The organism is Proteus myxofaciens ATCC 19692, assembly GCF_001654855.1.
GTDB lineage: Bacteria > Pseudomonadota > Gammaproteobacteria > Enterobacterales > Enterobacteriaceae > Proteus > Proteus myxofaciens.
The window spans coordinates 1-20,462 of sequence record NZ_LXEN01000007.1 but is presented as its reverse complement, the minus strand read 5'-3'; the positions used below and the strand labels follow the sequence as shown (position 1 = coordinate 20,462).

Here is a 20,462-nt window from a genome sequence, read left to right as displayed (position 1 = left end):
ACTTTGTTAAAAATAAAACATAATATTAACTAAGAAGTGCGATTAATCAGGAGTACTACATTGGAAAAAGTCTGGCTAAAACGTTACCCGGCAGATGTTCCGGAAGAAATAAACCCGGATCGTTTTGCATCATTAGCTGAGATGCTTGAAAACGCTGTCGCAAATTACGCAGATCAACCCGCCTTTATCAATATGGGCGAGGTCATGACTTATCGAAAACTTGAAGAGCGTAGTCGTGCTTTTGCTGCTTATTTACAAAATGGATTAGGTTTAAAAAGAGGTGATCGTGTTGCTTTAATGATGCCTAATTTATTGCAATATCCGATAGCTCTTTTTGGTATATTGCGAGCAGGTATGGTTGTTGTGAATGTAAATCCACTATATACGCCAAGAGAACTTGAACATCAACTTAATGATAGTGGTGCTAGTGCTATTGTTATTGTTTCAAACTTCGCTCATACACTCGAAAAAATTGTATTTAATACCAATGTTAAACACGTAATTTTAACTCGAATGGGTGATCAATTATCTCGACCAAAAGCAACGTTAGTTGATTTTGTTGTGAAATATATTAAACGGCTAGTACCAAAATATCACTTACCTGATGCTATTTCATTTCGTCGTGCGATGCACTTTGGCTATCGTATGCAATACATTAAACCCGATATAACAGGAAATGATTTAGCTTTCTTGCAATACACAGGAGGAACAACAGGTATTGCTAAAGGTGCTATGCTAACTCATCGCAATATGCTTGCAAATCTTGAGCAAGCTAAAGCGGCTTATGTGCCAGCATTAAATATAGGCAAAGAACTTGTTGTAACAGCACTGCCTCTTTACCATGTTTTTGCGCTTACGGTTAACTGCCTACTTTTTATTGAGATTGGCGGTAGGAACTTATTAATCACGAATCCACGAGATGTTAAAGGAACCGTAAAAGAGCTAGCACGTTACCCTGTCACGGCAATTACTGGTGTAAATACTTTATTTAACGCATGGCTACAAAATGCAGAATTTCGTCAATTAGATTTCTCAAAACTCAATCTTTCTGTTGGTGGTGGCATGCCAGTACAAAGTAGCGTTGCGAAAGAATGGGAAGAGTTGACAGGTAAACACCTTTTAGAAGGCTATGGTTTAACGGAATGTTCTCCATTGGTAACGGGTAACCCTTATAACCTGAAAAAATACAGCGGTAGTATTGGATTACCTGTTCCTTCAACTGAAATTAAGTTTATGGATGATGACGGTAATGAAGTTGACTACGCAACGGGTGGCGAAATGTGGGTTCGTGGTCCTCAAGTTATGAAAGGTTACTGGGAACGGCCTGACGCCACAGCTGAAGTATTACACGATGGTTGGGTTGCAACAGGTGATATTGCCAAAATGGACGATGAAGGCTTTATCCGTATTATCGATCGCAAAAAAGATATGATTTTGGTATCTGGCTTTAATGTTTATCCAAATGAAGTCGAGGAGGTGGTTACTGCACATCCTAAAGTGTTGGAGTCTGCCGCGATTGGTGTACCGAGTAAAAATTCTGGTGAAACAGTTAAAATATTTGTTGTTAAAAAAGACCCTTCTTTAACAGAAGATGAGTTAAAAACACATTGCCGTCGCTATCTAACTGGTTATAAAGTACCGAAAATTATAGAGTTTCGTGATGAGTTACCAAAATCGAATGTTGGTAAAATATTACGCAGAGAACTAAGAAATGAAGAAAAAGAGTTGAAAACCTCAACGAGATCTTGATACAACACTGAATAACCTTTTCGAATTCGCCGGTTTATACCGGCGTTTTTGTCATTACAAAAAGTCATTAGACATAAAAATAAGAGAAACCTGTTTTGAATTATCAATTGATTACGACAGATACTGAATTAGTCACAGCATGTAAAACTGCCTCCGCGTCTTCTTATATTGCGTTAGATACAGAATTTGTTCGCATACGTACTTACTACCCACATTTGGGACTTATTCAGATGTATGATGGTAAACAAATCTCTCTTATTGATCCGCTTACAATTACAGATTGGTCTCCATTTGTTGAATTGATCACCGATAAAAATATTACGAAATACCTTCACGCAGGGAGTGAAGATTTAGAAGTATTTTCACATCAATTCGGTTGTGTACCAACGCCACTTATTGATACACAAGTTGTGGCAGCTTTCTTGGGATATCCTATTTCTTGTGGTTTTGCGACATTAGTTGAAACGTATGAAAATGTTTCACTTGATAAAAGTGAATCAAGAACAGATTGGTTAGCAAGACCGTTAACAGAAAAACAGTGCCAATATGCAAGTGCTGATGTGTTTTATTTGCTACCTTTAGCCGAAAAACTGACAAAAGAAGCCATTGAAGCAGGGTATATGGATGCGATTATTGATGAATGTGAAATGATTGCGCATCGTCGTCAAGAGGTGCCTGATCCTGAGCTTGCATATCGCGATATAAGTAATGCATGGCAATTAAAAGGGCAACAGCTAGCATGTCTACAAATGTTAGCGCAATGGCGATTAGACCAAGCTAAATCACGAGATCTTGCATTGAACTTCGTTGTACGAGAAGAACATCTATGGGCAGTGGCTCGTAATATGCCAACATCATTAAGTCAATTAAATGAATTATCACTTTCAGGGCAAGAAATTCGTTGCCATGGTCGCCGTTTATTAGACTTTGTTGTAAAAGCTAAAGCGTTAAAAGAAGAGGACTGCCCTCAACCATTAAGTAACTTAATCGAAAAGCCTAACTATAAAAAGGCGTTTAAAGAGATAAAAGCAGTGATTAAAGAGGTGAGTGAAGATAAACGCTATCATCCAGAATTACTAGCCTCCAGACGTCAAATTAACCAATTGCTTAGTATTCATTGGAAAATTAAAACAGGTGAGCCTGAACTATTTTCACGCTGGCGTAAAACGATATTAGAACCACGCCTGACAGAGATATTAGCGCAATATCCTTAATCATCGTATTGCACAAATAATGGGGCTAAATAAAAACATTTAGCCTCATTTCATGAATTTTTTGTACAAAAAAAAGACCTACTTTATAGGTTTGGTATTATGATTTATTGCTAGCTATTTTTAGCGAATAAAAACAAGTAGAAAATAATCAATAAAATTCGATAATTTGTACCTAGATTTATAACAAACGACATAGATGGCAATGTTAAGTACTGCTATTTACTCGTTTAAGGTTATTCATTTTGTATATAATTACTACAGAGCCAATCAAATTAGTTATAGTTCATGGCTGGCTCTGTTAATAATCGCACCAATAAAATTATAATTTCGTCGGTTCTTCGTTTTCTGGCAATGTGACATTCAGCTCTAATACAGAGATATCATCGCCTTTTTGTTCAAATTGAACAGAAAGCATCTCAGGATCTATTTGTACATATTTACAGATGACACCTAAGATATCTCTTTTCATATCAGGTAAATAAGCGGGTTCTGTATCACCACGACGACGCTCAGCGACAATAATTTGCAGACGTTCTTTAGCAATATTAGCTGTCGATTTTTTGCGCGATAGGAAAAAGTCTAATAAAGCCATCTTTTATCCCCCAAAAAGGCGTTTCAGAAAGCCTTTTTTCTCTTCTTCAATAAAACGGAATGGATGCTCTTCGCCTAATAGGCGATTAACGGTATCTAAATAAGCGCAACCTGCATCTGATTCGCTATCTAAAATAACAGGCTCACCTTGGTTAGATGAACGTAAAACAGATTGATCTTCAGGAATAACGCCTAAAAGTGGGATACATAAAATTTCAAGTACGTCTTCCATACTTAACATATCACCACGGCTCACACGACCAGGATTATAACGTGTTAGCAATAGATGTTCTTTAATGGGTGATTCACCACGCTCTGCACGACGAGACTTAGAGGCAAGAATACCTAAAATACGGTCTGAGTCACGAACAGAAGAAACTTCAGGGTTAGTTGTGATAATTGCTTCATCAGCAAAGTAAAGAGCCATTAATGCACCACTCTCAATACCTGCTGGTGAATCACAAATAATATAATCAAAACCCATCTCTTCAAGTTCATCTAAGACTTGCTCAACGCCATCGCGTGTCAATGCATCTTTGTCTCTTGTTTGAGAAGCAGGGAGGATATAAAGATTCTCTGTACGCTTATCTTTAATTAATGCTTGATTTAAAGATGCATCACCTTGAATTACATTCACAAAATCATAAACAACTCTGCGTTCACAACCCATGATAAGGTCTAAATTACGCAACCCAATATCGAAGTCGATAACAACCGTTTTATTACCTTTTTGAGCGAGGCCGGTAGAAATGGCCGCGCTGGAAGTTGTTTTACCAACTCCACCTTTACCAGACGTAACAACAATAATGCGTGCCATGGAGTGATTCCTTGTCGATGCTCTAAATTAAGTTCTCGATTGTTAATTCATTCTCTTGCAGACTCAATTGGACTGATTTACCAACAAAGTCTGTAGGAATTTGATCGCTTAGCCAATATTGGCCAGCAATTGAAACAAGTTCAGCAGATAAATGCGTACAAAAAATATGACTTTCTACATCACCTGATGCACCAGCAAGAACTCGCCCACGTAAAATACCGTAAACGTGTACATTACCATCTGCAATCAATTCAGCGCCTGCACTCACATTACTTGTCACGATTAAATCGCTATTTTGCGCATAAATACGTTGACCAGAACGCACAGGAGTATGGATGATTTTAGTATTTTGACGCACCACTGCGGGTGCTTCATTATTCGTTGTATCGTTATCTGACTGAGCACTATTTGCCGAAGTAGCTGGCTTGGTTATTTTACCTTCATTGAGTATAGGTAATTGTGCGGCAATTATCGCTTCTTTTTGCTTAGCATCTGAACTACCGCTAATCCCCACTACACGTAAGCCAGCATCTTCTACAATTCGCCTCAGTTTTTTAAAATCAATATCTTGATCTGCAATTGCAGATACATTGATAACAACAGGCGCATTTTTCAGAAATTGAGGCGCTTGTGCAATTTTCTCTGAAATAGCCTGACGAATGACCTTAGGTGCACCATCATTTAAATGGAGTACCGAAAGGGTAAAATTACTGCCTTTTAACTCAATGGGCGTGTTTGACATCTATCTGACTCAGTAAATTTTTTATAATCTGGCACAAAAAACCAGAGACGATATTACGAAAGTATATAAGCATGTTATATTTACTAAAATATTCAGGCAAGTCGCTTATTTTAATTATTAGAGTTTAATGAAAATGATTTGTGCAATTTACCGTAGTATTAAACGTGATCAAACTTATTTATACATCGAAAAAAAGGATGATTTCTCTCGAATTCCAGAGGAATTATTACAAAGTTTTGGTGAACCACAATTTGCAATGTCGCTCTCCCTCGCTCAGAGAGAGCGTTTGGCGAATGCTGACATTGAAAAAGTGAAACAGGCCTTGAATGAACAAGGATTTTATCTACAAGTTCCACCGCCAGTGGAAAGTATGCTAAATGCATATTTAGATGAATTAAAAAAATCAGAAAAAACTGAATAAATCATCGAGATAAAAGGAGCGTTAATGTTCAAATATTCGTCTATTGCTGTGATAATTTCAAGTTTTATACTATCGGCTTGTGCTGGTAGTCATCAAAACCAGCCAGAACAATCTATGGCGATTAAAGAAACTGTCACTGCGAAAATGGATGCCACACCTCGTTGGAAAAGAGTTGATATTGATGCTTTAGCACAACAATTTCCTAAAGATAAACGTACGACTGATCAATTTCCTGCTTATATCGATGCATTAAAACGTCAAGCTGCACAACTAGGCTATAAACCAGAAACGATTGATTTTGCTTTTTCTGAAATTCACTTTATAGAACGAGTTGTTAAGTCTGATAATAATCAACCTGAGAAAAAAATTACGTTAGATGTCTATCTACCACGAGTAGTAACAAAAGGGCGCATTAACGAAGGGGCTAAGTTATATCAAGCACATCGAGAAGTGCTTGAGTCTATTAGTCAACAATATGGTGTACCCACAAGCTATATTATTGCGTTATGGGGACTTGAAAGCGGTTTTGGACGAGTACAAGGTAAAGAAGACGTTGTTTCAGCATTAGCCACATTAGCTTTCGATGGCCGTCGTGAAGAACTGTTTAGTCGTCAATTAATGGCTGCTCTCGAAATTCTTGAAAATGGACATATTCCAGAGGGGCAACGCCTCAAAGGCTCATGGGCAGGCGCAATGGGGCAGACGCAGTTTATGCCATCTTCATTCTTAACGTACGCTACAGATGGTAATGGTGACGGTAAAATTGATATTTGGAATAGTCGAGAGGATGCTTTTGCTTCGGCTGCTAATTATTTGGCAACTGAAGGATGGCAAAAAGGATTAACCTGGGGTGAACAAGTTACCTTGCCTACTCAGTTTAATACGCAATTAGAAGGTATTAAACCAGAGCAACAAAAAACAGTAGCACAGTGGAAAGCCTTAGGCGTTAAGTTACCAGCCGTAAGTCAATTAAGTGATGATACACCAGTGTGGTTAATTATTCCTGATGACGATATGCATAGAAGCTATTTGGTAACACAAAACTTCCGTACTATCATGCATTGGAACAGTTCTTACTTTTTTGCTCTTAGCATTGTAACAATGGCTGATGGTGTTGCTAATCAACTAAAATAATACAAGCCAAGCATCACACTCATTTTATAAAATAGCACATAGCAATTTGACTTATAAGGAAAATATTATGTATCAACATAGAGATTGGGAAGGTTCTTTGCTTGATTTTCCGGTTAATAAAGTAATTTGTGTTGGTAGCAACTATGCAGATCACATTAAAGAAATGGGTTCTGCACGCTCACAGGAGCCGGTTATTTTTATTAAACCAGAATCAGCAATGTGTGATATTCGTCAACCTATTGCTATTCCGAAAGAGTTTGGTGCCGTTCATCATGAGATTGAATTAGCTATTCTCATTGGGCAACCGCTAAAACAGGCGAATGAAGACAGAGTTGATCGTGCTATTGCTGGTTTTGGGGTTGCACTTGATCTTACATTGCGTGATTTACAAACCCAGCTAAAAAAAGCAGGGCAACCATGGGAAAAAAGTAAAGCATTTGATGGTTCAGCGCCATTATCAGGTTTTATTCCCGTAAATTCATTTGGTGACCCACAAAATGCTGACTTAATGTTACAAGTTAATGGTGAAATTCGTCAGCAGGGTAACAGTCGTGATATGCTTACCCCTATTTTGCCTCTGATCAGTTATATGTCTCGCTTTTTTACCTTACGCCCTGGTGATGTTGTATTAACAGGAACACCTGAAGGTGTTGGCCCATTAATATCAGGTGATATGTTGGTATTAAGCTTGAATGAAAAACAACTGACAACGAGGGTTATTTAATTTTATTTTTGATGAGCAATAAGGTAATAGCGTAAAGATGACACAGGCTTTTTGGCAGACAAAAACATTAGATGAAATGAGTGATGAAGAGTGGGAATCATTGTGTGACGGCTGTGGACAATGTTGCCTTCATAAGTTAATGGATGATGATACTGACGAAATCTATTTTACTAACGTTGCTTGTAATCAACTTAATATTAAAACCTGCTTATGCAGTAATTATGAAAATCGTTTTTTGTTTGAGCCTGATTGCATTAAATTAACCCGCTATAATTTGCCAACATTTGAATGGTTACCGATGACTTGCGCTTACCGTCTCTTAGCAGAAGGTAAACCATTGGCCGCCTGGCATCCGCTGGTAGCGGGTAATAAAATTAAAATGCACCAAAATAGAATTTCAGTTAGACATATTGCAGTGCATGAAGATGAAGTTGAAGATTGGGAAGAACATATTCTTAATCGCCCTAAAGGCCGTGGTTAATTATATTTAATGAAAGAAAGCCCAATATTGGGCTTTTTTATTGGGTTTTTCATTCTGTTTTTTGCTTATTTTATTTAAAGATAAAATTGTAAAAGCTAAATTTCTCTTCTATATATGAACTAGGGAAATAAATAAATACATAAAATATATTTTAGGCAAAAAAATTAAACTGCCCATTTATTGGACAGTTTAATTAGATTATTTTAAGGTAAAACTCAATTTATTTTCTAGTGATGATAGAAATCACCATTCAACACAAATTTTACCTAAATGGGCGCCACTTTGTTGATAAGCAAAAGCTTCACCTAGTTCTGCATATTTAAAGGTACTATCGATAATGGGTTTTTTATTCATGACTTCTAATGCTTTAACAAAATCGATTTGATCTTGACGACTTGCAACGATTAAGCCTTTAATTTGCACTTGTTTTGCAAGAAGGGTAAGTATAGATACTGATGCTTGATCGCCTGAAAGAATACCAATTTGTGCGATATGGCCACCAACTTTAATAGATTTTAATGATTCATTTAATGTTGCAGGGCCTCCTACTTCGACAACATGATCAACACCAAAACCTTGTGTCAGCTCAAGAACTTTATCTCCCCAATTTGGTGTTGTCTTATAGTTGATTATTTCATCAGCACCTAATGTGCGAACGAAATTCAATTTTTCATCAGAAGATGAGGTTGCAATCACTTTTGCACCCATGGCTTTAGCAATTTGAAGTGCTGCAATAGATACACCACCAGTTCCTTGAACTAGCACGGTTTCACCTGCTTTTAGTTGACCATCAGTAACAAGTGCTCGCCAAGCTGTTAATGCGGATGTCGTGATAGTTGCTGACTCTTTATGGCTCCATCCTTTAGGCGCATGGGTAAAGGCATTTTCTTGACGAACAACATATTCACAAGCCATACCATCAATGCCATCACCTGGTGTATAGGTAAAACCACCAACAGCAGGTGTCGGTTTACCAGCAGACCAAACAGGGAAAAATGTAGAGACAACATGATCGCCAACTTTGAAATCTTCAACACCTTCACCAATTTCTTCCACAATACCCGCACCATCTGATAAAAGAAGACGACCATCTTGAGTTGGAAATTGACCAGTCGCAACGGCTAAATCATGAAAATTGAGCGATCCCGCTTTAATCGCGACCCTAATTTCGCCTTTACCGGGCTTCCCTGGATCAGCGATATCAGACACAAGAATATTTTCAAGACCACCAGGTGCTTTCAGAGTTAATGCTTTCATTATAATTCTCCAATAAATAAATCATTTTTTCTTAATACTTAAGTGTGTAAGATAAACCATATAAACAATTTATGAAATTAGGTCTTTTTTGTTACATAGGGACATTATGGATACTGTAAAGGTGACAAGGTATGAAACGTATGATGCAGAGGCTTGTCCTGTTGAAGCCGCGCTTGAGCTGATTAGCGGTAAAGGTAAGGGTATGATCCTTTACCACCTTCAAGGTGAAACATTGCGTTTTAATGAGTTGAGAAGACGATTAGGCGTTATTACATCGCGAGTGCTGACTAGGCAACTACGTGAATTAGAAAGTGTGGGGCTTATTAATCGAAAAGTATATGCTGAAGTTCCACCTAAAGTGGAATATAGCATGACAGAAGAAGGTAAATCGCTAGGTCCTCTTCTTGATATATTAAAAGAATGGGGCGAGGAACACGCATTAAAGCTATTAAAAATAAACCCACCCCTCTCAGAAAAAATGCAAGGAAAAGGCAAGAGCGAAAAAGGGTAAAAATAAAGATAAAAGAAAAAGAACTGAATGCCCTAAAAATTAAGGGCATTCATAACTAAGAATTAATGTGTTTCGAAGGTAATTAATTGATGTCGTTGATTAAAGAATTTTTTGTACGTTAAATAGCAAGCAATGATTGTTGATATACTTGCGGTAGCCATCAACATAAACGTTACCATAATCTGGTATTTAACCGCTTGTAAAGGATCGACACCTGCAAAAATAAGACCTGACATCATACCGGGTAAACTTACAATACCAACGGTCTTTGCTGCATCCACAGTAGGTATTAATGATGATTTAATACTTTCACGAATAATACTCATTGAGGCTAATTTGGGCGTTGCACCTAAACTTAACATCTCTTGAATTTGTTGTTGCTGATTTTGAAAACGTTGGCCTAAATTATTATAACAAAGACCGGTTGCAATCATCGCATTACCTGCAATCATTCCCGTAATTGGTATAATTTGAATGGGTGTAAAGGCAATAGAACTTGTTAATAATAAAATCACTAATGTTAGTAAAGCACCTGTTGTTATTGCAGTAAATGAAATTAAAAAAATATCTTTTACATATTTACTGCGTTTTTTTGCGTTATAAGCCGCGTTATAACAGATAAACAACACCATTAAAAAGGTGAGAATAAAGTGGTCAACATTAAAAATATAAGTAAGTACATAGCCAACAATTAGAAGTTGAACAATGGCTCTGGCTGTACTCCAAATAATATCTTTTTCTAAAGAAAGTTTTTCTTTTCGGCTAATAAAAATAGCAACCAAGACTAATAAAAGAGAAAAAATAAGAGACTGATTGCTTATTGTATGTTCGTTCATAATATTATGTGTACTCACAGAAAGCGTGTTATAAAAATGACGACTTGCTAGCATTGATATGCTATTTAGTGTTCACTTGATTTAGTTGGCGTTATTCCCAGGTAAATCAATAACATCATCAGCATGTTTGATTTCACCTTGATCATGAGTAACCCATAAAACACCAAGCTTTTTCTCTTTTACATAAGTATGAATAATATCATTTACTTTGATTTTATTTTCTTCATCTAATGCACTTGTAATTTCATCAAGTAACAAAATTTTTGGCATAAACTGTAAATTTCTAATCAATGAAATACGCTGTTTCTCACCACCAGAAAGTTCATTTATTCCTTTTTCCATTATAGATTTTGGTAAAGAAAAATAGTCTAAGTTCTCGGATAATTTTTTATTATCAACAGGTAATTTTCGTAGGGAATAAGGAAATTTTAAATTGTCATAGACTGTTTCGCCAAACAACATTGGAGTCTGAGTGCAATATGAAACTTCCTGACGATATGTTTCGGGTGAAAGGGTTAAATAGTCTTTATTTTCAAAAAATAGAGTACCACTTGTTGGCGATAATAAAGAGGAAATGATTTTAAGCAATGTACTTTTACCACAACCAGAAGGGCCAGTGATAAGTTTAAATTCTCCAGGTTGCAAAGATAAAGTAATATTACTTAGTATTATTTTACTCTCTATTTTATAACCAACTTTATCAAGACGTAAGAGTGAGTTATTGTTTTCCATTCTTATCCTAAACTGAGCAGTATGAATTACATTGATTATACCGAAATTAGGATATAAAAATCCTGCTCTAAATCAGTCATTGGAAATTTTCATCTCATTTAATTTTTATCATTGATGTTTTTATCAACAAAAAATAGCCTGAAGTTGCAGGCTACTCGATTAATGAATAGGAACGTAGTAATCAATCTCTAGTGTTTTCGGTGGTTTCATTAAATCAATATCGGACTCTATACTAATATAATTCTCGATATCAGCACCAGAGCGACGGCATAAACCTAAAGCCGGTAAAGTATAAAAATAAATCTTTATAGCAAACTGCTTATATTCTTCTAATGTACCTTTAAATTGAAAACGAACGTAACGACCATTACCAATTGTTTTTTTACTCAAACCACTTGTTCGCGTTAAATGCTCTAAACTATTTAGCCCGATTTCATAGTCAATTTGTATTTTATCTTTACGTAAAATATTGGGTTGGTAAGAAATTAATACTGAACTCTCTTTAAAGTTTTTATCGGTATACAGTAAAAAATCATTCCAAAATTGATGGCGAATATTCTCATGTAATTTACCAATATCTTCAATAGAACAAAAATATTGATATTGCATTACATAGAGTGAACTTGGCGGCAAATCAATAATTTTAGGAATAGGAAGATCTGTAACATCAAAGTTAATAGGGGGCTGAAACTGATAACCACAAACGCCATCTATTTTACGATATTCCGTTGGTGTTACACCGAATACTGCTTTAAAACGACGAGTAAAAGATTGCTGAGAATCAAATTGATAGCGTAAAGCGATAACCAAAACAGGAAGTTTAGTTAAGCGTAATTCAGTTGCTGCTTTGGTTAAGCGTCTTCCTCTGATGTAAGACGCTAAAGTAAGACCTGTAGCTTGTTTAAATACACGTTGTAAATGCCATTTGGTATAACCCGATTTAATGGCAACATCATCAAGTAACAATGATTTTTCCAGATTTACCTCAATCCAGAGAAGAAGTTCTTTGATAATTTCTATATTAAATGAGGATAGAGAGTTGGAAGGGATTAGCCCATTGTACTGAGATGACATGATAATTTCCTGAAAATATTTTGTTCAGTTTACATAAAACTGATACCCATATATTATTACATACTCACGGTATGTTTCTATGAGTTTTATCATGAAAATAAAATCACGGCAACAAGAGAATTCAGAGATGACGCGGTGTGCACTACTTGAAGCTGCACAGTATCTATTTGTTAATCAATGTTATTATGATGTTTCTATCGATGAAATATCACGGTATGCGAGAGTCACTAAAGGGGCATTTTATCACCACTTTAGTAATAAAAAGGCATTACTAAAAGAGTGTTATATTTTACAAGTTAAGGATATTGTAAAAAAAATAGAGGCTATCCCAGAGAATGAAAATAAATGGGTTGAGTTAGAAGCTATTTTTTCACTCAGTATTGATCATATTTACCAACATAAAAATATGCTGTTACCTTTACAAGAGGTAATATCAATTTTAGGTTGGAAAGAATGGGATAAAATTGATGCACAAATTCTTATTCCAAGATTTCAGCAATGTGTAAAAACGCTTTTTGACAATAAAGAAATAACGGCTTATTCACCTATTATTGTGGTTGATCTCATTTATGGGTTTGTTACGCATATTGCGATTAACATTATTAAAAATGAAACGTCATTTCCTGATGAAGCACAAGAAGAATTTAAAATGATTTTTTCTGATTTTCTAAAAGGAATAAAAAACAATAAGAATAAAGCTAGTAGCGAAATACAGTGAATAATTAGAGGATAAGTGTGTAATGACACAAGAAAATATAACAACACATTTTACTGCCACAGGAATTGTCTTTAATCAAGAAGGCAAGTTTTTGCTACATCTACACCCTAAAATAGATTGCTGGTTACCACCAGGAGGGCATATTGAACAAAATGAAGAACCACAAAATGCTGTATTAAGAGAAATTGAAGAAGAAACTGGTTTGCAGTGCAAATGTTTAAATTATCAAACTGAATTAAGTCTTAATTTAATCAATAGTGATGTTATTGAGCTAGTTAAGCCTCTCGCTATTTTAAAAGAACCTATCCACGATAAAAAACAAGGATTTCATTATCATATTGATATGATTTACCTGTGTATCCCACTACCAAATAGCCAATTAACAAATAATTCTTTTCAATGGCTTTCATTGGATGAACTAAAACAAAAAAATACCCCTCTCGATGTGATAAGGCTTATTGAACTAACCAACAGGCTATTGACCAAGGAAGTTATATCATTTTCTAAATAATCCACCTTAATATCATGTTTAAATAAGTAATCAAGATGGTTTTTAGAAATCATCTTGATTTATTAAGAAATTAGCTCTATTTAATTTCTTATTTAAAAGTAGATATCGTTAAATAAATTAATAAAATAAAACTTATCATTGGTTTTAAATAAACCTTGGTTAGAACAAGAAAAGAGCAACTATAAAATATAATTAATAAATTATTACTTAAACTAAGTAAAAAACAGAATTTCATAGTGATAATGCGTTTTGAATAAAAAAACAATAGTTTTATTAGCTAAATAAAAATATATTTATTTTCACTATAAAGTTTTTATTAAATCTAACCGACATTATAAGCGCAGGCCGTACTTTGTCTGTTTTATTATACTAATGAATAAATTTTAATCTTATTTTTATTTAAACCAGGGAATGTACTCTTTAATTGAGCTAAAAGTACGTTCTGATATCTTACGGATATGCAAATTTTATTTGTATATTTTGATGGAACATAACTATGTTTAAAAATGTCAGTATCGAAAAGATTGTCAAAGTCATGCTTACTATTTTGTTCACACTTATAATGGCTATTATTTATTTAAGTTATGCCGCATCATCTCGATCCTATACTAACTTTGTTTCTTCAAATAATTTAAGTGAACAAATGTTGCTAATGGGGAAAGCGCGTTATCAAATGGCAGTGATTCGAGCCAATATTAATGGACTTGATGGTCAATTACGCGTAAATGAAAAACCATCACCACGTTATTTTCATCAAACTGCCGAATATATTGAAGTAACACGTGAAGAAATACATAAATGGGCTGATGCTGAAAAGCTAACAATGGAAGGACGTGAATTAGCAGCTGAGATGACAAAACGGTTTGATGAATTATTAGATTTATTTACAGACGCACTTGCTCGATTACGTAGAGGAGAACTCACAACACATTCAGCAAGCGCTAAAATGGATGAACTAAATAATATTACGATGAAATATTATGCTGTAGGTAATTCTATTGAAAGTGGCTATATCGATATTGCAAAAAACGCTCAAGAACGTATTTTAATGATGTCGATAATGGCAGTGGTTATCGTCATCATTCTTTTCATCATGATATTACGTTGGTTCTCTCATAGTTTTCTTGGCAATATTAAGATGTTAATTAATATCTTTTCAAAAATGAGTCAAGGCGACTTAAGTATGAGGGTTGATCACCAAGGGACTAATGAATTTGGTCAACTATTTAATGAAATGAATAAAATGAAAAATTCATTAAGTCATATGATTGCGTCTGTTAAAAATGCTGTTAACACGATAAGTGTAAGTGCGAGTGAAATAGCAACAGGAAATACCGATTTATCTTCTCGTACTGAAGAACAAGCAAGTGCTTTACAACAAACAGTTGCTAGCATGGAACAAATTAAAACAACAGTAGAAAAAAATGCAGATAATTCACGACAAGCAAGTCAACTTGCATTAACTGCAACGAGCTCAGCACAACATGGTGAATCAGTTATGACGAGTGTTGTAGAAACAATGTCGTCTATTTCTGAAAGTGCGAGAAAAATCTCAGACATTAACGATATTATTAATAGTATTGCTAGCCAAACGAATATTCTTTCTCTTAATGCGGCGGTAGAAGCAGCAAGAGCCGGTGAACAAGGGCGTGGTTTTACTGTGGTGGCATCTGAGGTGCGTAATTTAGCTAGTCGCAGTGCACAAGCCGCAAAAGAAATTAATGAATTGATTACACATTCTGTTAATAAAGTGCATGTAGGCTCTGAACAAGTCGCTCAAGCAGGTCGTTCTATGACTGAGATAGTGACAACAATTACTCAGGTTAATGATTTTATGCAATAAATAGCGTTGGCATCTAATGAACAAAGTATGGGGATTAATCAAATTGCCATGGCGGTAAGTGAAATGGATACAGTGACACAGCAAAATGCCGCATTAGTTGAAGAATCCGCCGTGATTACTGCAAATATGGATGATGAAGCGCATCAACTCGCTCAATTGGTATCACAATTTAAAATCGATGAAGAAAAGAGCATATTAAGCTGTAACAATGTTATTAAAGCTGAAATAGAAACAACAGTAGACAAAATATAGCAATAACATAAAAATAAATCCCCTTTACCTTATGGAAAGGGGATAATTTTTTTAGCGAAATAATTACTCCTTTACTTGATTAACACAATCAATACCCGCTGCGACTTCTTTAATATTATGCAATGTGGTTTCGCTGATACTGGTTAAGGCTTCTTCGGTTAAAAAAGCTTGATGGCCTGTGAATAAAACATTATGACAAGAAGATAGGCGACGGAAAATATCATCTTGAATTACGTCATTAGATTTATCTTCAAAGAAAAGATCGCGTTCATTCTCATAAACATCCATACCTAATGCACCTATTTTCCCTTGTTTAAGTGCATTAATCGCAGCGCCAGAATCAATTAAACCGCCACGACTCGTATTAATTATCATCACACCATCTTTCATTTGCGAAAAAGCGGATTCATTTAATAAATAATGGTTATCTGCGGTTAATGGACAATGCAAAGAAATAACGTCAGATTTTTCGTATAAAGTAGCTAGATCTACATACTCAGCACCTAAATCTAATACTGCTTGGCTTGGATAAGGATCAGAAGCCAGCAATTTCATACCAAAACCTTTTAATATGCGTAATGTAGCTAAACCTATTTTACCAGTGCCAATAATGCCCGCAGTGCGATTATGCATATTGAATCCAGTAAGTCCTTCTAATGAGAAGTTAGCATCACGAGTACGCTGATAAGCTCGATGAATGCGACGATTCAAACAAAGCATCATGCCCACAGTATGCTCAGCAATAGATTCTGGAGAATATGCTGGCACTCGTATAACAGTAATACCCAATTCTTTAGCCGCCTCAAGGTCAACATTATTAAAACCCGCACAGCGTAAAGCAAGAATGTGAATATTGAGGCTTGCTAGTTCTTGTAAAACTTCGCGGTTAGCATCGTCATTAACAAAAATACATACTGCATCAGCACCAACGGCATTTTTTGCTGTTTGTTCAGTTAAATTAAAATCAAAATATTCAATATCGTAGTGATATCCATTATGCTGGTTAACTAAATCCATATGTTTACGATCATAATGTTTAGTACTATAAGAGACGATTTTCATCAGTTTTTCCCTAATGGCGATTAAATTTTTATCTAGTTTATGAAGAGAATGGAAAAACAAGAATTATCCAACCTCAAAATGCAGGAAAATAATATTATTATATTATAACAATTTTAGCTGAGTAAGGGATGATCCTCTTTGTTAAAAAGGAAAATGACGTGTCGTTAAAGAAAACTATTAAATGGACAGGCGCTGTATTATTTGGTGTTGGTATTTTAGGAACTGCACTGTGGGTGACTATTCCGCGTTGGGTTCCTATTATAGCCAAATTATATCTACCAGAAGGTATTTTCCTTTCTTTATCACAGCCTAAATTGCACAAGTTAGGATTATCAGTTGATAATATTTCATTACAAACTAAAACCTGTAATTTAGCGACGTTAGATAATTTTATTTTTTCTTACAAAAAAGCACAAACTGATCATTTTCAATTTAGTAGTCAACAATTGCTGATTAATGAGCAATGTTTTTCTCAATTACCCCCTAAAGAAAAAGAAGATACGGTTGAAGTTCCTCTTGATGTTCAGTCTGTATTAGCTTCTATCCCAAATTTATCAGTTGATATTGCGCATATTGGATTACAAGCGAATGCACAATACCAAGGTACTTTTCATTTAAAAACTCAAGATAACGGGCGTTTATTTACCTACCAAGGTGATAATATTCATATTGTTGCTTTTCTTCGTGATAACCAATGGCTAGATATTAAACAGTTTAATATTGAATTACCCGAAAATAATAATATTGAGTTGGCCGCTGAAATAGCATTGCCGCTCAATTTTTCTTCATTACCTGAAAATGGTTCTATCAACGCCACCCTAAAAACATCACAATATTCTTATCCTTTAGTTCTTATTATTGAATGGCAAGGGCAATCAGGAACAATATCACTTGCTGAACAAGGTGGTGGTCATGCTCTAGCAAACTTACCTTGGGAATTAACCGCTGAAAACATCACTATAAATAATGGTCGCTGGGAATGGTTTGGCTTAGAGCAACCGTTAACAGGTGGTGTCAATATTCGTGTTTCGCAGTGGCAAAAAGGAATATCGGGTTCCCTTTTAACTGCCCGACTTAATGTTATGACTCAAGGGCGAGCAGGGAAAGGTAATTTAGTTATTTCAGTACCGGAAACACCGATAAATTGGGTTGATGCACATATTCCTATTCAAATGACCGGTGTTGTTAATAAAAGTCTAATGCAAGCGGATGCGCAATTACCCATTATTATTACAGGTATGTTAACTGATCCTAAAATTGAATTTCAGCAGGGATCATTACTTCGTTTTAAAGGCCCACTAACAGAAACATTAACGATAAAAGATGCGCGTTTACCTTTAGCGGGTACAACATTATCTTCTCAAGGATTTAATGGACGCCTAAATGCCATTGTTTTAGCTAATGATAGTATTTGGGGTGATTATCGAGTTCATTTTGAAGGCAAATCCACAGATTTTTTACCAGATAAAGGCCAATGGTACTGGCGCTATTGGGGAGATGGTAATTTATTACCGCTACAAGCTCGCTGGGATATTGCAGGAACAGGGGCGTGGATTGATAAAACGGTCAGTTTTAATACATTAAATACGGGATTCGATGTTTTAAAATATCAAAATACCACCATGACCGCGCCAAGATTAACGTTAGTTGCGCCTTTTCGTTGGATCAGAAATGATGAAAACAGTATATTTGATGGAAAGTTAAAATTAACGAGTCAGCGTATTGATTTTCCTGGTGACGGTTTTTTAGACAGAACAGATTTTATTGCTGACATTAAAGGCACTTCACCCTTTAGCTTTAATATGAAAGGAGAATTAAGTGCAAAACCTAATATAGGACCAATTGCAATTAATACTCGCTGGGATGGTGCAAGATTGAGAGGGCAAATGCGTTGGCCTTCACAACCTATTAATGCCTTTCAATCCTTGTTGCCAGAATCTTTAGGAATTACACTAGATAAAGGTGAATTTTATACACAAGCTGATTTTTCAATAGCGCCAGAACAAGGTTTAATTGCTGGTGGACATCTTGTTGTCAAACATGGAGGTATGTGGCTTAAGGATGGTATTTTAGAAGGATTAGATTTTATTCTACCGTGGCGTCTAAAAGGCGAGGAATGGCAATTAGGTGTAAAACAGCCCGTTCAATTACGAATTAAACGCATTAATAATTTATTCGAAATAACGGATATTACAGCTGATCTGCAAGGGTTTTATCCAGCGACCAAACACAAACCATTGGTATTATCGAATGTAAAAGTGGCTATGCTAGATGGCACTATTGCAATGAAAAATTTAACGATACCACAGCAAGATGCTGCGATTATTTCGTTAAATAATATTGAGTTAAGTCGCCTTTTTACGTTATTAAAAGTCACTCAATTAGCCGCATCGGGTAAAGTAAGTGGTGAGTTTCCATTTTTTATTAACAATAATCAATGGATTATAAGAAATGGTTGGTTAGCTAATTCATCAAATTTAACACTAAGATTAGATAAAGATTTTGTGGACTCGATTGATGATAATAATATGTCAGCAGGTGTTGCTATAGCATGGTTACGTTATTTAGAAATTAGTCGTTCTTGGACAAAGGTTAATTTAAGTAACTTAGGTGAATTAACCTTAGAAGCTGAAATTCAAGGGGCAAATCCTTTAGAAGATAAGCGCCGTCAAGTTAATCTTAATTATCGCCATGAAGAGAATATTTTTCAATTATGGCGAAGTTTGCGTTTTGGTTCTCAACTAGAAGAGTGGCTAGAAAAAAGCTTATCTGATTTAGGGAGTGAGTCACAATGAAAAAAACAATATTATCTGCTGCATTAATTATTGGTATCTTTAACTTAGTAGGCTGTATTCGCTTAGAAGTAGCGACGCCAGATAAACCTATTAATATTAATATGAATGTTAAAATTGAGCATGAAATTAATGTTAAGATCGATCGTCAAGTTGAAGACTTACTTAAAAATAACAGCGCCATTTTTTAAAGGATAATAAAATGAACCCTAAAAAATATCTATTAAGTTTTGCGCTAATATTAGCTTTAGGTAGCTCAAATGTTATGGCTTTAACGCTCGATGAAGCTAGATCTCAAGGTTTAGTAGGAGAAACCTTTAGTGGTTATATTGAACTGGTACAGCCTAATAATAAACAAGCTCAAGCACTTGTGAATGAAGTCAACCAAGCAAGAAGAGCAAAATATGCTGAAATAGCCAAAACAAATCAGGTAACTCCTGCTGCTGTAGCTAAAATGGCGGGTGAAAAACTCGTTTCAAGAGCAAATGCGGGTGAATATGTGAAGGGAATTAACGGTCAGTGGATTAAAAAATAATATATAAGACATTGCGATAATAAAGGTTAATTGAATTATTATTGAATATAATTTTGAAAAATATTTATTATCGCTTTGGTTGTTTTATTTATATTAATCTTCCATTGCAATGATTTCATTGTTAATTTCTATATTAAACGTAATTTTAGTGTCTATTTTCCCAGGAGAAGGGGGATGATTATCTTTTTTAACATAGTTTAATGAAAAATAAAATTCAGCTTTATTATTTTTAACAACTTTATTAAAAGTATTTTTAGTCATTAAGTTAATAGGATTTTCATTTTCTTCATCAAGAAGTTGAAATGTAACATTATCACTTGCTAGAGAATTAATGGCATTATTTATTAAATAACCATTACTAAAATCAATATTTAAAGGGTCGATACTTATTTTAATATTAAGATTGTTTTTTGAGCAACCTTCAAATGATATTGAAATAGTCTGAATATAATTTTCATCAGCTAAT

23 protein-coding genes are annotated in these 20,462 nt (G+C 35.1%); 14 read left to right on the top strand and 9 right to left on the bottom strand.

Going from position 1 to position 20,462, the window contains the following annotated elements; genetic code table 11:
• The first annotated feature begins 60 nt into the window (after positions 1-60).
• The gene (gene fadD / locus M983_RS00765) at positions 61-1,749 is read left to right on the top strand and encodes a long-chain-fatty-acid--CoA ligase FadD (RefSeq protein ID WP_066745531.1); all 1,689 of its coding nucleotides are present in this window, start codon (positions 61-63) and stop codon (positions 1,747-1,749) included.
• A 95-nt stretch (positions 1,750-1,844) separates the two neighbouring features.
• Complete coding sequence (gene rnd, locus M983_RS00760; RefSeq protein WP_066745529.1) at positions 1,845-2,963, top strand: ribonuclease D; 1,119 nt, start codon at positions 1,845-1,847, stop codon at positions 2,961-2,963.
• Positions 2,964-3,282: 319 nt separating this feature from the next.
• On the opposite strand, the gene minE is transcribed toward rnd, so the two are convergent.
• From minE to minC, 3 genes are read right to left on the bottom strand one after another with little or no spacing between them, the layout of a single operon-like run.
• Entirely contained in the window at positions 3,283-3,555 is a 273-nt protein-coding gene (gene minE / locus M983_RS00755; RefSeq protein WP_066745527.1) for a cell division topological specificity factor MinE, read from the bottom strand.
• Between the two features lie 3 nt (positions 3,556-3,558).
• Positions 3,559-4,371, bottom strand: coding sequence for a septum site-determining protein MinD (gene minD / locus M983_RS00750; RefSeq protein WP_066745524.1), 813 nt, complete (start codon positions 4,369-4,371; stop codon positions 3,559-3,561).
• Between the two features lie 22 nt (positions 4,372-4,393).
• The gene (minC, locus tag M983_RS00745) at positions 4,394-5,113 is read right to left on the bottom strand and encodes a septum site-determining protein MinC (RefSeq protein ID WP_066745521.1); all 720 of its coding nucleotides are present in this window, start codon (positions 5,111-5,113) and stop codon (positions 4,394-4,396) included.
• Positions 5,114-5,246: 133 nt separating this feature from the next.
• Here minC and M983_RS00740 point away from each other — a divergent pair, with 133 nt between their 5' ends.
• From M983_RS00740 to M983_RS00725, 4 genes are all read left to right on the top strand, one after another.
• On the top strand, positions 5,247-5,534 hold the full coding sequence (locus tag M983_RS00740) for a YcgL domain-containing protein (RefSeq protein ID WP_066745646.1): 288 nt from the start codon (positions 5,247-5,249) through the stop codon (positions 5,532-5,534).
• 24 nt (positions 5,535-5,558) lie between these two features.
• Complete coding sequence (locus tag M983_RS00735; protein ID WP_066745518.1) at positions 5,559-6,668, top strand: lytic murein transglycosylase; 1,110 nt, start codon at positions 5,559-5,561, stop codon at positions 6,666-6,668.
• A 67-nt stretch (positions 6,669-6,735) separates the two neighbouring features.
• Complete coding sequence (locus tag M983_RS00730; RefSeq protein WP_066745515.1) at positions 6,736-7,392, top strand: fumarylacetoacetate hydrolase family protein; 657 nt, start codon at positions 6,736-6,738, stop codon at positions 7,390-7,392.
• A 37-nt stretch (positions 7,393-7,429) separates the two neighbouring features.
• Positions 7,430-7,873 (top strand): YcgN family cysteine cluster protein, encoded by a 444-nt coding sequence (locus M983_RS00725; RefSeq protein ID WP_066745513.1) that lies wholly within the window; start codon positions 7,430-7,432, stop codon positions 7,871-7,873.
• A gap of 243 nt (positions 7,874-8,116) precedes the next feature.
• Here the strand turns inward: M983_RS00725 and M983_RS00720 are convergent, their stop codons facing one another.
• Positions 8,117-9,130, bottom strand: coding sequence for a zinc-dependent alcohol dehydrogenase family protein (locus M983_RS00720; protein ID WP_066745510.1), 1,014 nt, complete (start codon positions 9,128-9,130; stop codon positions 8,117-8,119).
• A gap of 106 nt (positions 9,131-9,236) precedes the next feature.
• On the opposite strand from M983_RS00720, the gene M983_RS00715 reads away from it, so the two are divergent.
• Complete coding sequence (locus M983_RS00715; protein WP_066745507.1) at positions 9,237-9,641, top strand: winged helix-turn-helix transcriptional regulator; 405 nt, start codon at positions 9,237-9,239, stop codon at positions 9,639-9,641.
• 62 nt (positions 9,642-9,703) lie between these two features.
• Here M983_RS00715 and fetB read toward each other — a convergent pair whose 3' ends face one another.
• From fetB to M983_RS17980, 3 genes are all read right to left on the bottom strand, one after another.
• Positions 9,704-10,477: an iron efflux ABC transporter permease subunit FetB gene (gene fetB / locus M983_RS00710; RefSeq protein ID WP_066745643.1), complete on the bottom strand. Its 774-nt coding sequence runs from the start codon at positions 10,475-10,477 to the stop codon at positions 9,704-9,706.
• Positions 10,478-10,558: 81 nt separating this feature from the next.
• Positions 10,559-11,209, bottom strand: coding sequence for an iron efflux ABC transporter ATP-binding subunit FetA (gene fetA / locus M983_RS00705; RefSeq protein ID WP_066745503.1), 651 nt, complete (start codon positions 11,207-11,209; stop codon positions 10,559-10,561).
• A 159-nt stretch (positions 11,210-11,368) separates the two neighbouring features.
• Positions 11,369-12,283 carry a helix-turn-helix domain-containing protein gene (locus tag M983_RS17980; protein ID WP_066745500.1) on the bottom strand — a complete coding sequence of 305 codons (915 nt, stop codon included), beginning with the start codon at positions 12,281-12,283 and terminating at the stop codon, positions 11,369-11,371.
• A 91-nt stretch (positions 12,284-12,374) separates the two neighbouring features.
• Here M983_RS17980 and M983_RS00695 point away from each other — a divergent pair, with 91 nt between their 5' ends.
• From M983_RS00695 to M983_RS17830, 4 genes are all read left to right on the top strand, one after another.
• Positions 12,375-13,001 carry a TetR family transcriptional regulator gene (locus M983_RS00695; protein WP_066745498.1) on the top strand — a complete coding sequence of 209 codons (627 nt, stop codon included), beginning with the start codon at positions 12,375-12,377 and terminating at the stop codon, positions 12,999-13,001.
• A gap of 22 nt (positions 13,002-13,023) precedes the next feature.
• Complete coding sequence (locus M983_RS00690) at positions 13,024-13,512, top strand: NUDIX hydrolase (RefSeq protein ID WP_066745496.1); 489 nt, start codon at positions 13,024-13,026, stop codon at positions 13,510-13,512.
• 496 nt (positions 13,513-14,008) lie between these two features.
• The gene (locus M983_RS00685) at positions 14,009-15,355 is read left to right on the top strand and encodes a methyl-accepting chemotaxis protein (protein WP_245683984.1); all 1,347 of its coding nucleotides are present in this window, start codon (positions 14,009-14,011) and stop codon (positions 15,353-15,355) included.
• A 27-nt stretch (positions 15,356-15,382) separates the two neighbouring features.
• Positions 15,383-15,607, top strand: coding sequence for a hypothetical protein (locus M983_RS17830; RefSeq protein WP_245683983.1), 225 nt, complete (start codon positions 15,383-15,385; stop codon positions 15,605-15,607).
• A gap of 63 nt (positions 15,608-15,670) precedes the next feature.
• On the opposite strand, the gene M983_RS00680 is transcribed toward M983_RS17830, so the two are convergent.
• Positions 15,671-16,669 (bottom strand): 2-hydroxyacid dehydrogenase, encoded by a 999-nt coding sequence (locus tag M983_RS00680; RefSeq protein WP_066745494.1) that lies wholly within the window; start codon positions 16,667-16,669, stop codon positions 15,671-15,673.
• 158 nt (positions 16,670-16,827) lie between these two features.
• Between M983_RS00680 and M983_RS00675 the strand changes: the two genes are divergently transcribed.
• Genes M983_RS00675 through M983_RS00665 form a run of 3 tightly spaced genes read left to right on the top strand, consistent with a single transcriptional unit; the run spans position 16,828 to position 19,996 of the window.
• Positions 16,828-19,464 carry a YdbH family protein gene (locus M983_RS00675; protein WP_083954514.1) on the top strand — a complete coding sequence of 879 codons (2,637 nt, stop codon included), beginning with the start codon at positions 16,828-16,830 and terminating at the stop codon, positions 19,462-19,464.
• The gene (locus M983_RS00670) at positions 19,461-19,652 is read left to right on the top strand and encodes a YnbE family lipoprotein (RefSeq protein ID WP_066745488.1); all 192 of its coding nucleotides are present in this window, start codon (positions 19,461-19,463) and stop codon (positions 19,650-19,652) included. Before M983_RS00675 ends, M983_RS00670 begins: the two co-directional genes overlap by 4 nt.
• Positions 19,653-19,663: 11 nt before the next feature.
• Positions 19,664-19,996: a YdbL family probable chaperone protein gene (locus tag M983_RS00665; RefSeq protein ID WP_066745486.1), complete on the top strand. Its 333-nt coding sequence runs from the start codon at positions 19,664-19,666 to the stop codon at positions 19,994-19,996.
• A gap of 93 nt (positions 19,997-20,089) precedes the next feature.
• Here M983_RS00665 and M983_RS00660 read toward each other — a convergent pair.
• A partial coding sequence (locus M983_RS00660; protein ID WP_157091903.1) for a fimbrial protein occupies positions 20,090-20,462 on the bottom strand: 373 nt, incomplete at its 5' end.

Excerpts from the sequence above, each read along its gene's own strand:
- M983_RS00730 (WP_066745515.1), top strand. The coding sequence starts at position 6,736 with ATGTATCAACATAGAGATTGGGAAGGTTCTTTGCTTGATTTTCCGGTT.
- M983_RS00715 (WP_066745507.1), top strand. The coding sequence starts at position 9,237 with ATGGATACTGTAAAGGTGACAAGGTATGAAACGTATGATGCAGAGGCT.
- M983_RS00720 (WP_066745510.1), bottom strand. The coding sequence starts at position 9,130 with ATGAAAGCATTAACTCTGAAAGCACCTGGTGGTCTTGAAAATATTCTT.
- M983_RS00680 (WP_066745494.1), bottom strand. The coding sequence starts at position 16,669 with ATGAAAATCGTCTCTTATAGTACTAAACATTATGATCGTAAACATATG.
- fetB (WP_066745643.1), bottom strand. The coding sequence starts at position 10,477 with ATGAACGAACATACAATAAGCAATCAGTCTCTTATTTTTTCTCTTTTA.
- M983_RS17830 (WP_245683983.1), top strand. The coding sequence starts at position 15,383 with ATGGGGATTAATCAAATTGCCATGGCGGTAAGTGAAATGGATACAGTG.
- minC (WP_066745521.1), bottom strand. The coding sequence starts at position 5,113 with ATGTCAAACACGCCCATTGAGTTAAAAGGCAGTAATTTTACCCTTTCG.
- M983_RS00725 (WP_066745513.1), top strand. The coding sequence starts at position 7,430 with ATGACACAGGCTTTTTGGCAGACAAAAACATTAGATGAAATGAGTGAT.
- M983_RS00695 (WP_066745498.1), top strand. The coding sequence starts at position 12,375 with ATGAAAATAAAATCACGGCAACAAGAGAATTCAGAGATGACGCGGTGT.
- M983_RS00670 (WP_066745488.1), top strand. The coding sequence starts at position 19,461 with ATGAAAAAAACAATATTATCTGCTGCATTAATTATTGGTATCTTTAAC.
- minE (WP_066745527.1), bottom strand. The coding sequence starts at position 3,555 with ATGGCTTTATTAGACTTTTTCCTATCGCGCAAAAAATCGACAGCTAAT.
- fetA (WP_066745503.1), bottom strand. The coding sequence starts at position 11,209 with ATGGAAAACAATAACTCACTCTTACGTCTTGATAAAGTTGGTTATAAA.
- M983_RS00690 (WP_066745496.1), top strand. The coding sequence starts at position 13,024 with ATGACACAAGAAAATATAACAACACATTTTACTGCCACAGGAATTGTC.
- minD (WP_066745524.1), bottom strand. The coding sequence starts at position 4,371 with ATGGCACGCATTATTGTTGTTACGTCTGGTAAAGGTGGAGTTGGTAAA.
- M983_RS17980 (WP_066745500.1), bottom strand. The coding sequence starts at position 12,283 with ATGTCATCTCAGTACAATGGGCTAATCCCTTCCAACTCTCTATCCTCA.
- M983_RS00735 (WP_066745518.1), top strand. The coding sequence starts at position 5,559 with ATGTTCAAATATTCGTCTATTGCTGTGATAATTTCAAGTTTTATACTA.
- M983_RS00685 (WP_245683984.1), top strand. The coding sequence starts at position 14,009 with ATGTTTAAAAATGTCAGTATCGAAAAGATTGTCAAAGTCATGCTTACT.
- M983_RS00740 (WP_066745646.1), top strand. The coding sequence starts at position 5,247 with ATGATTTGTGCAATTTACCGTAGTATTAAACGTGATCAAACTTATTTA.
- M983_RS00665 (WP_066745486.1), top strand. The coding sequence starts at position 19,664 with ATGAACCCTAAAAAATATCTATTAAGTTTTGCGCTAATATTAGCTTTA.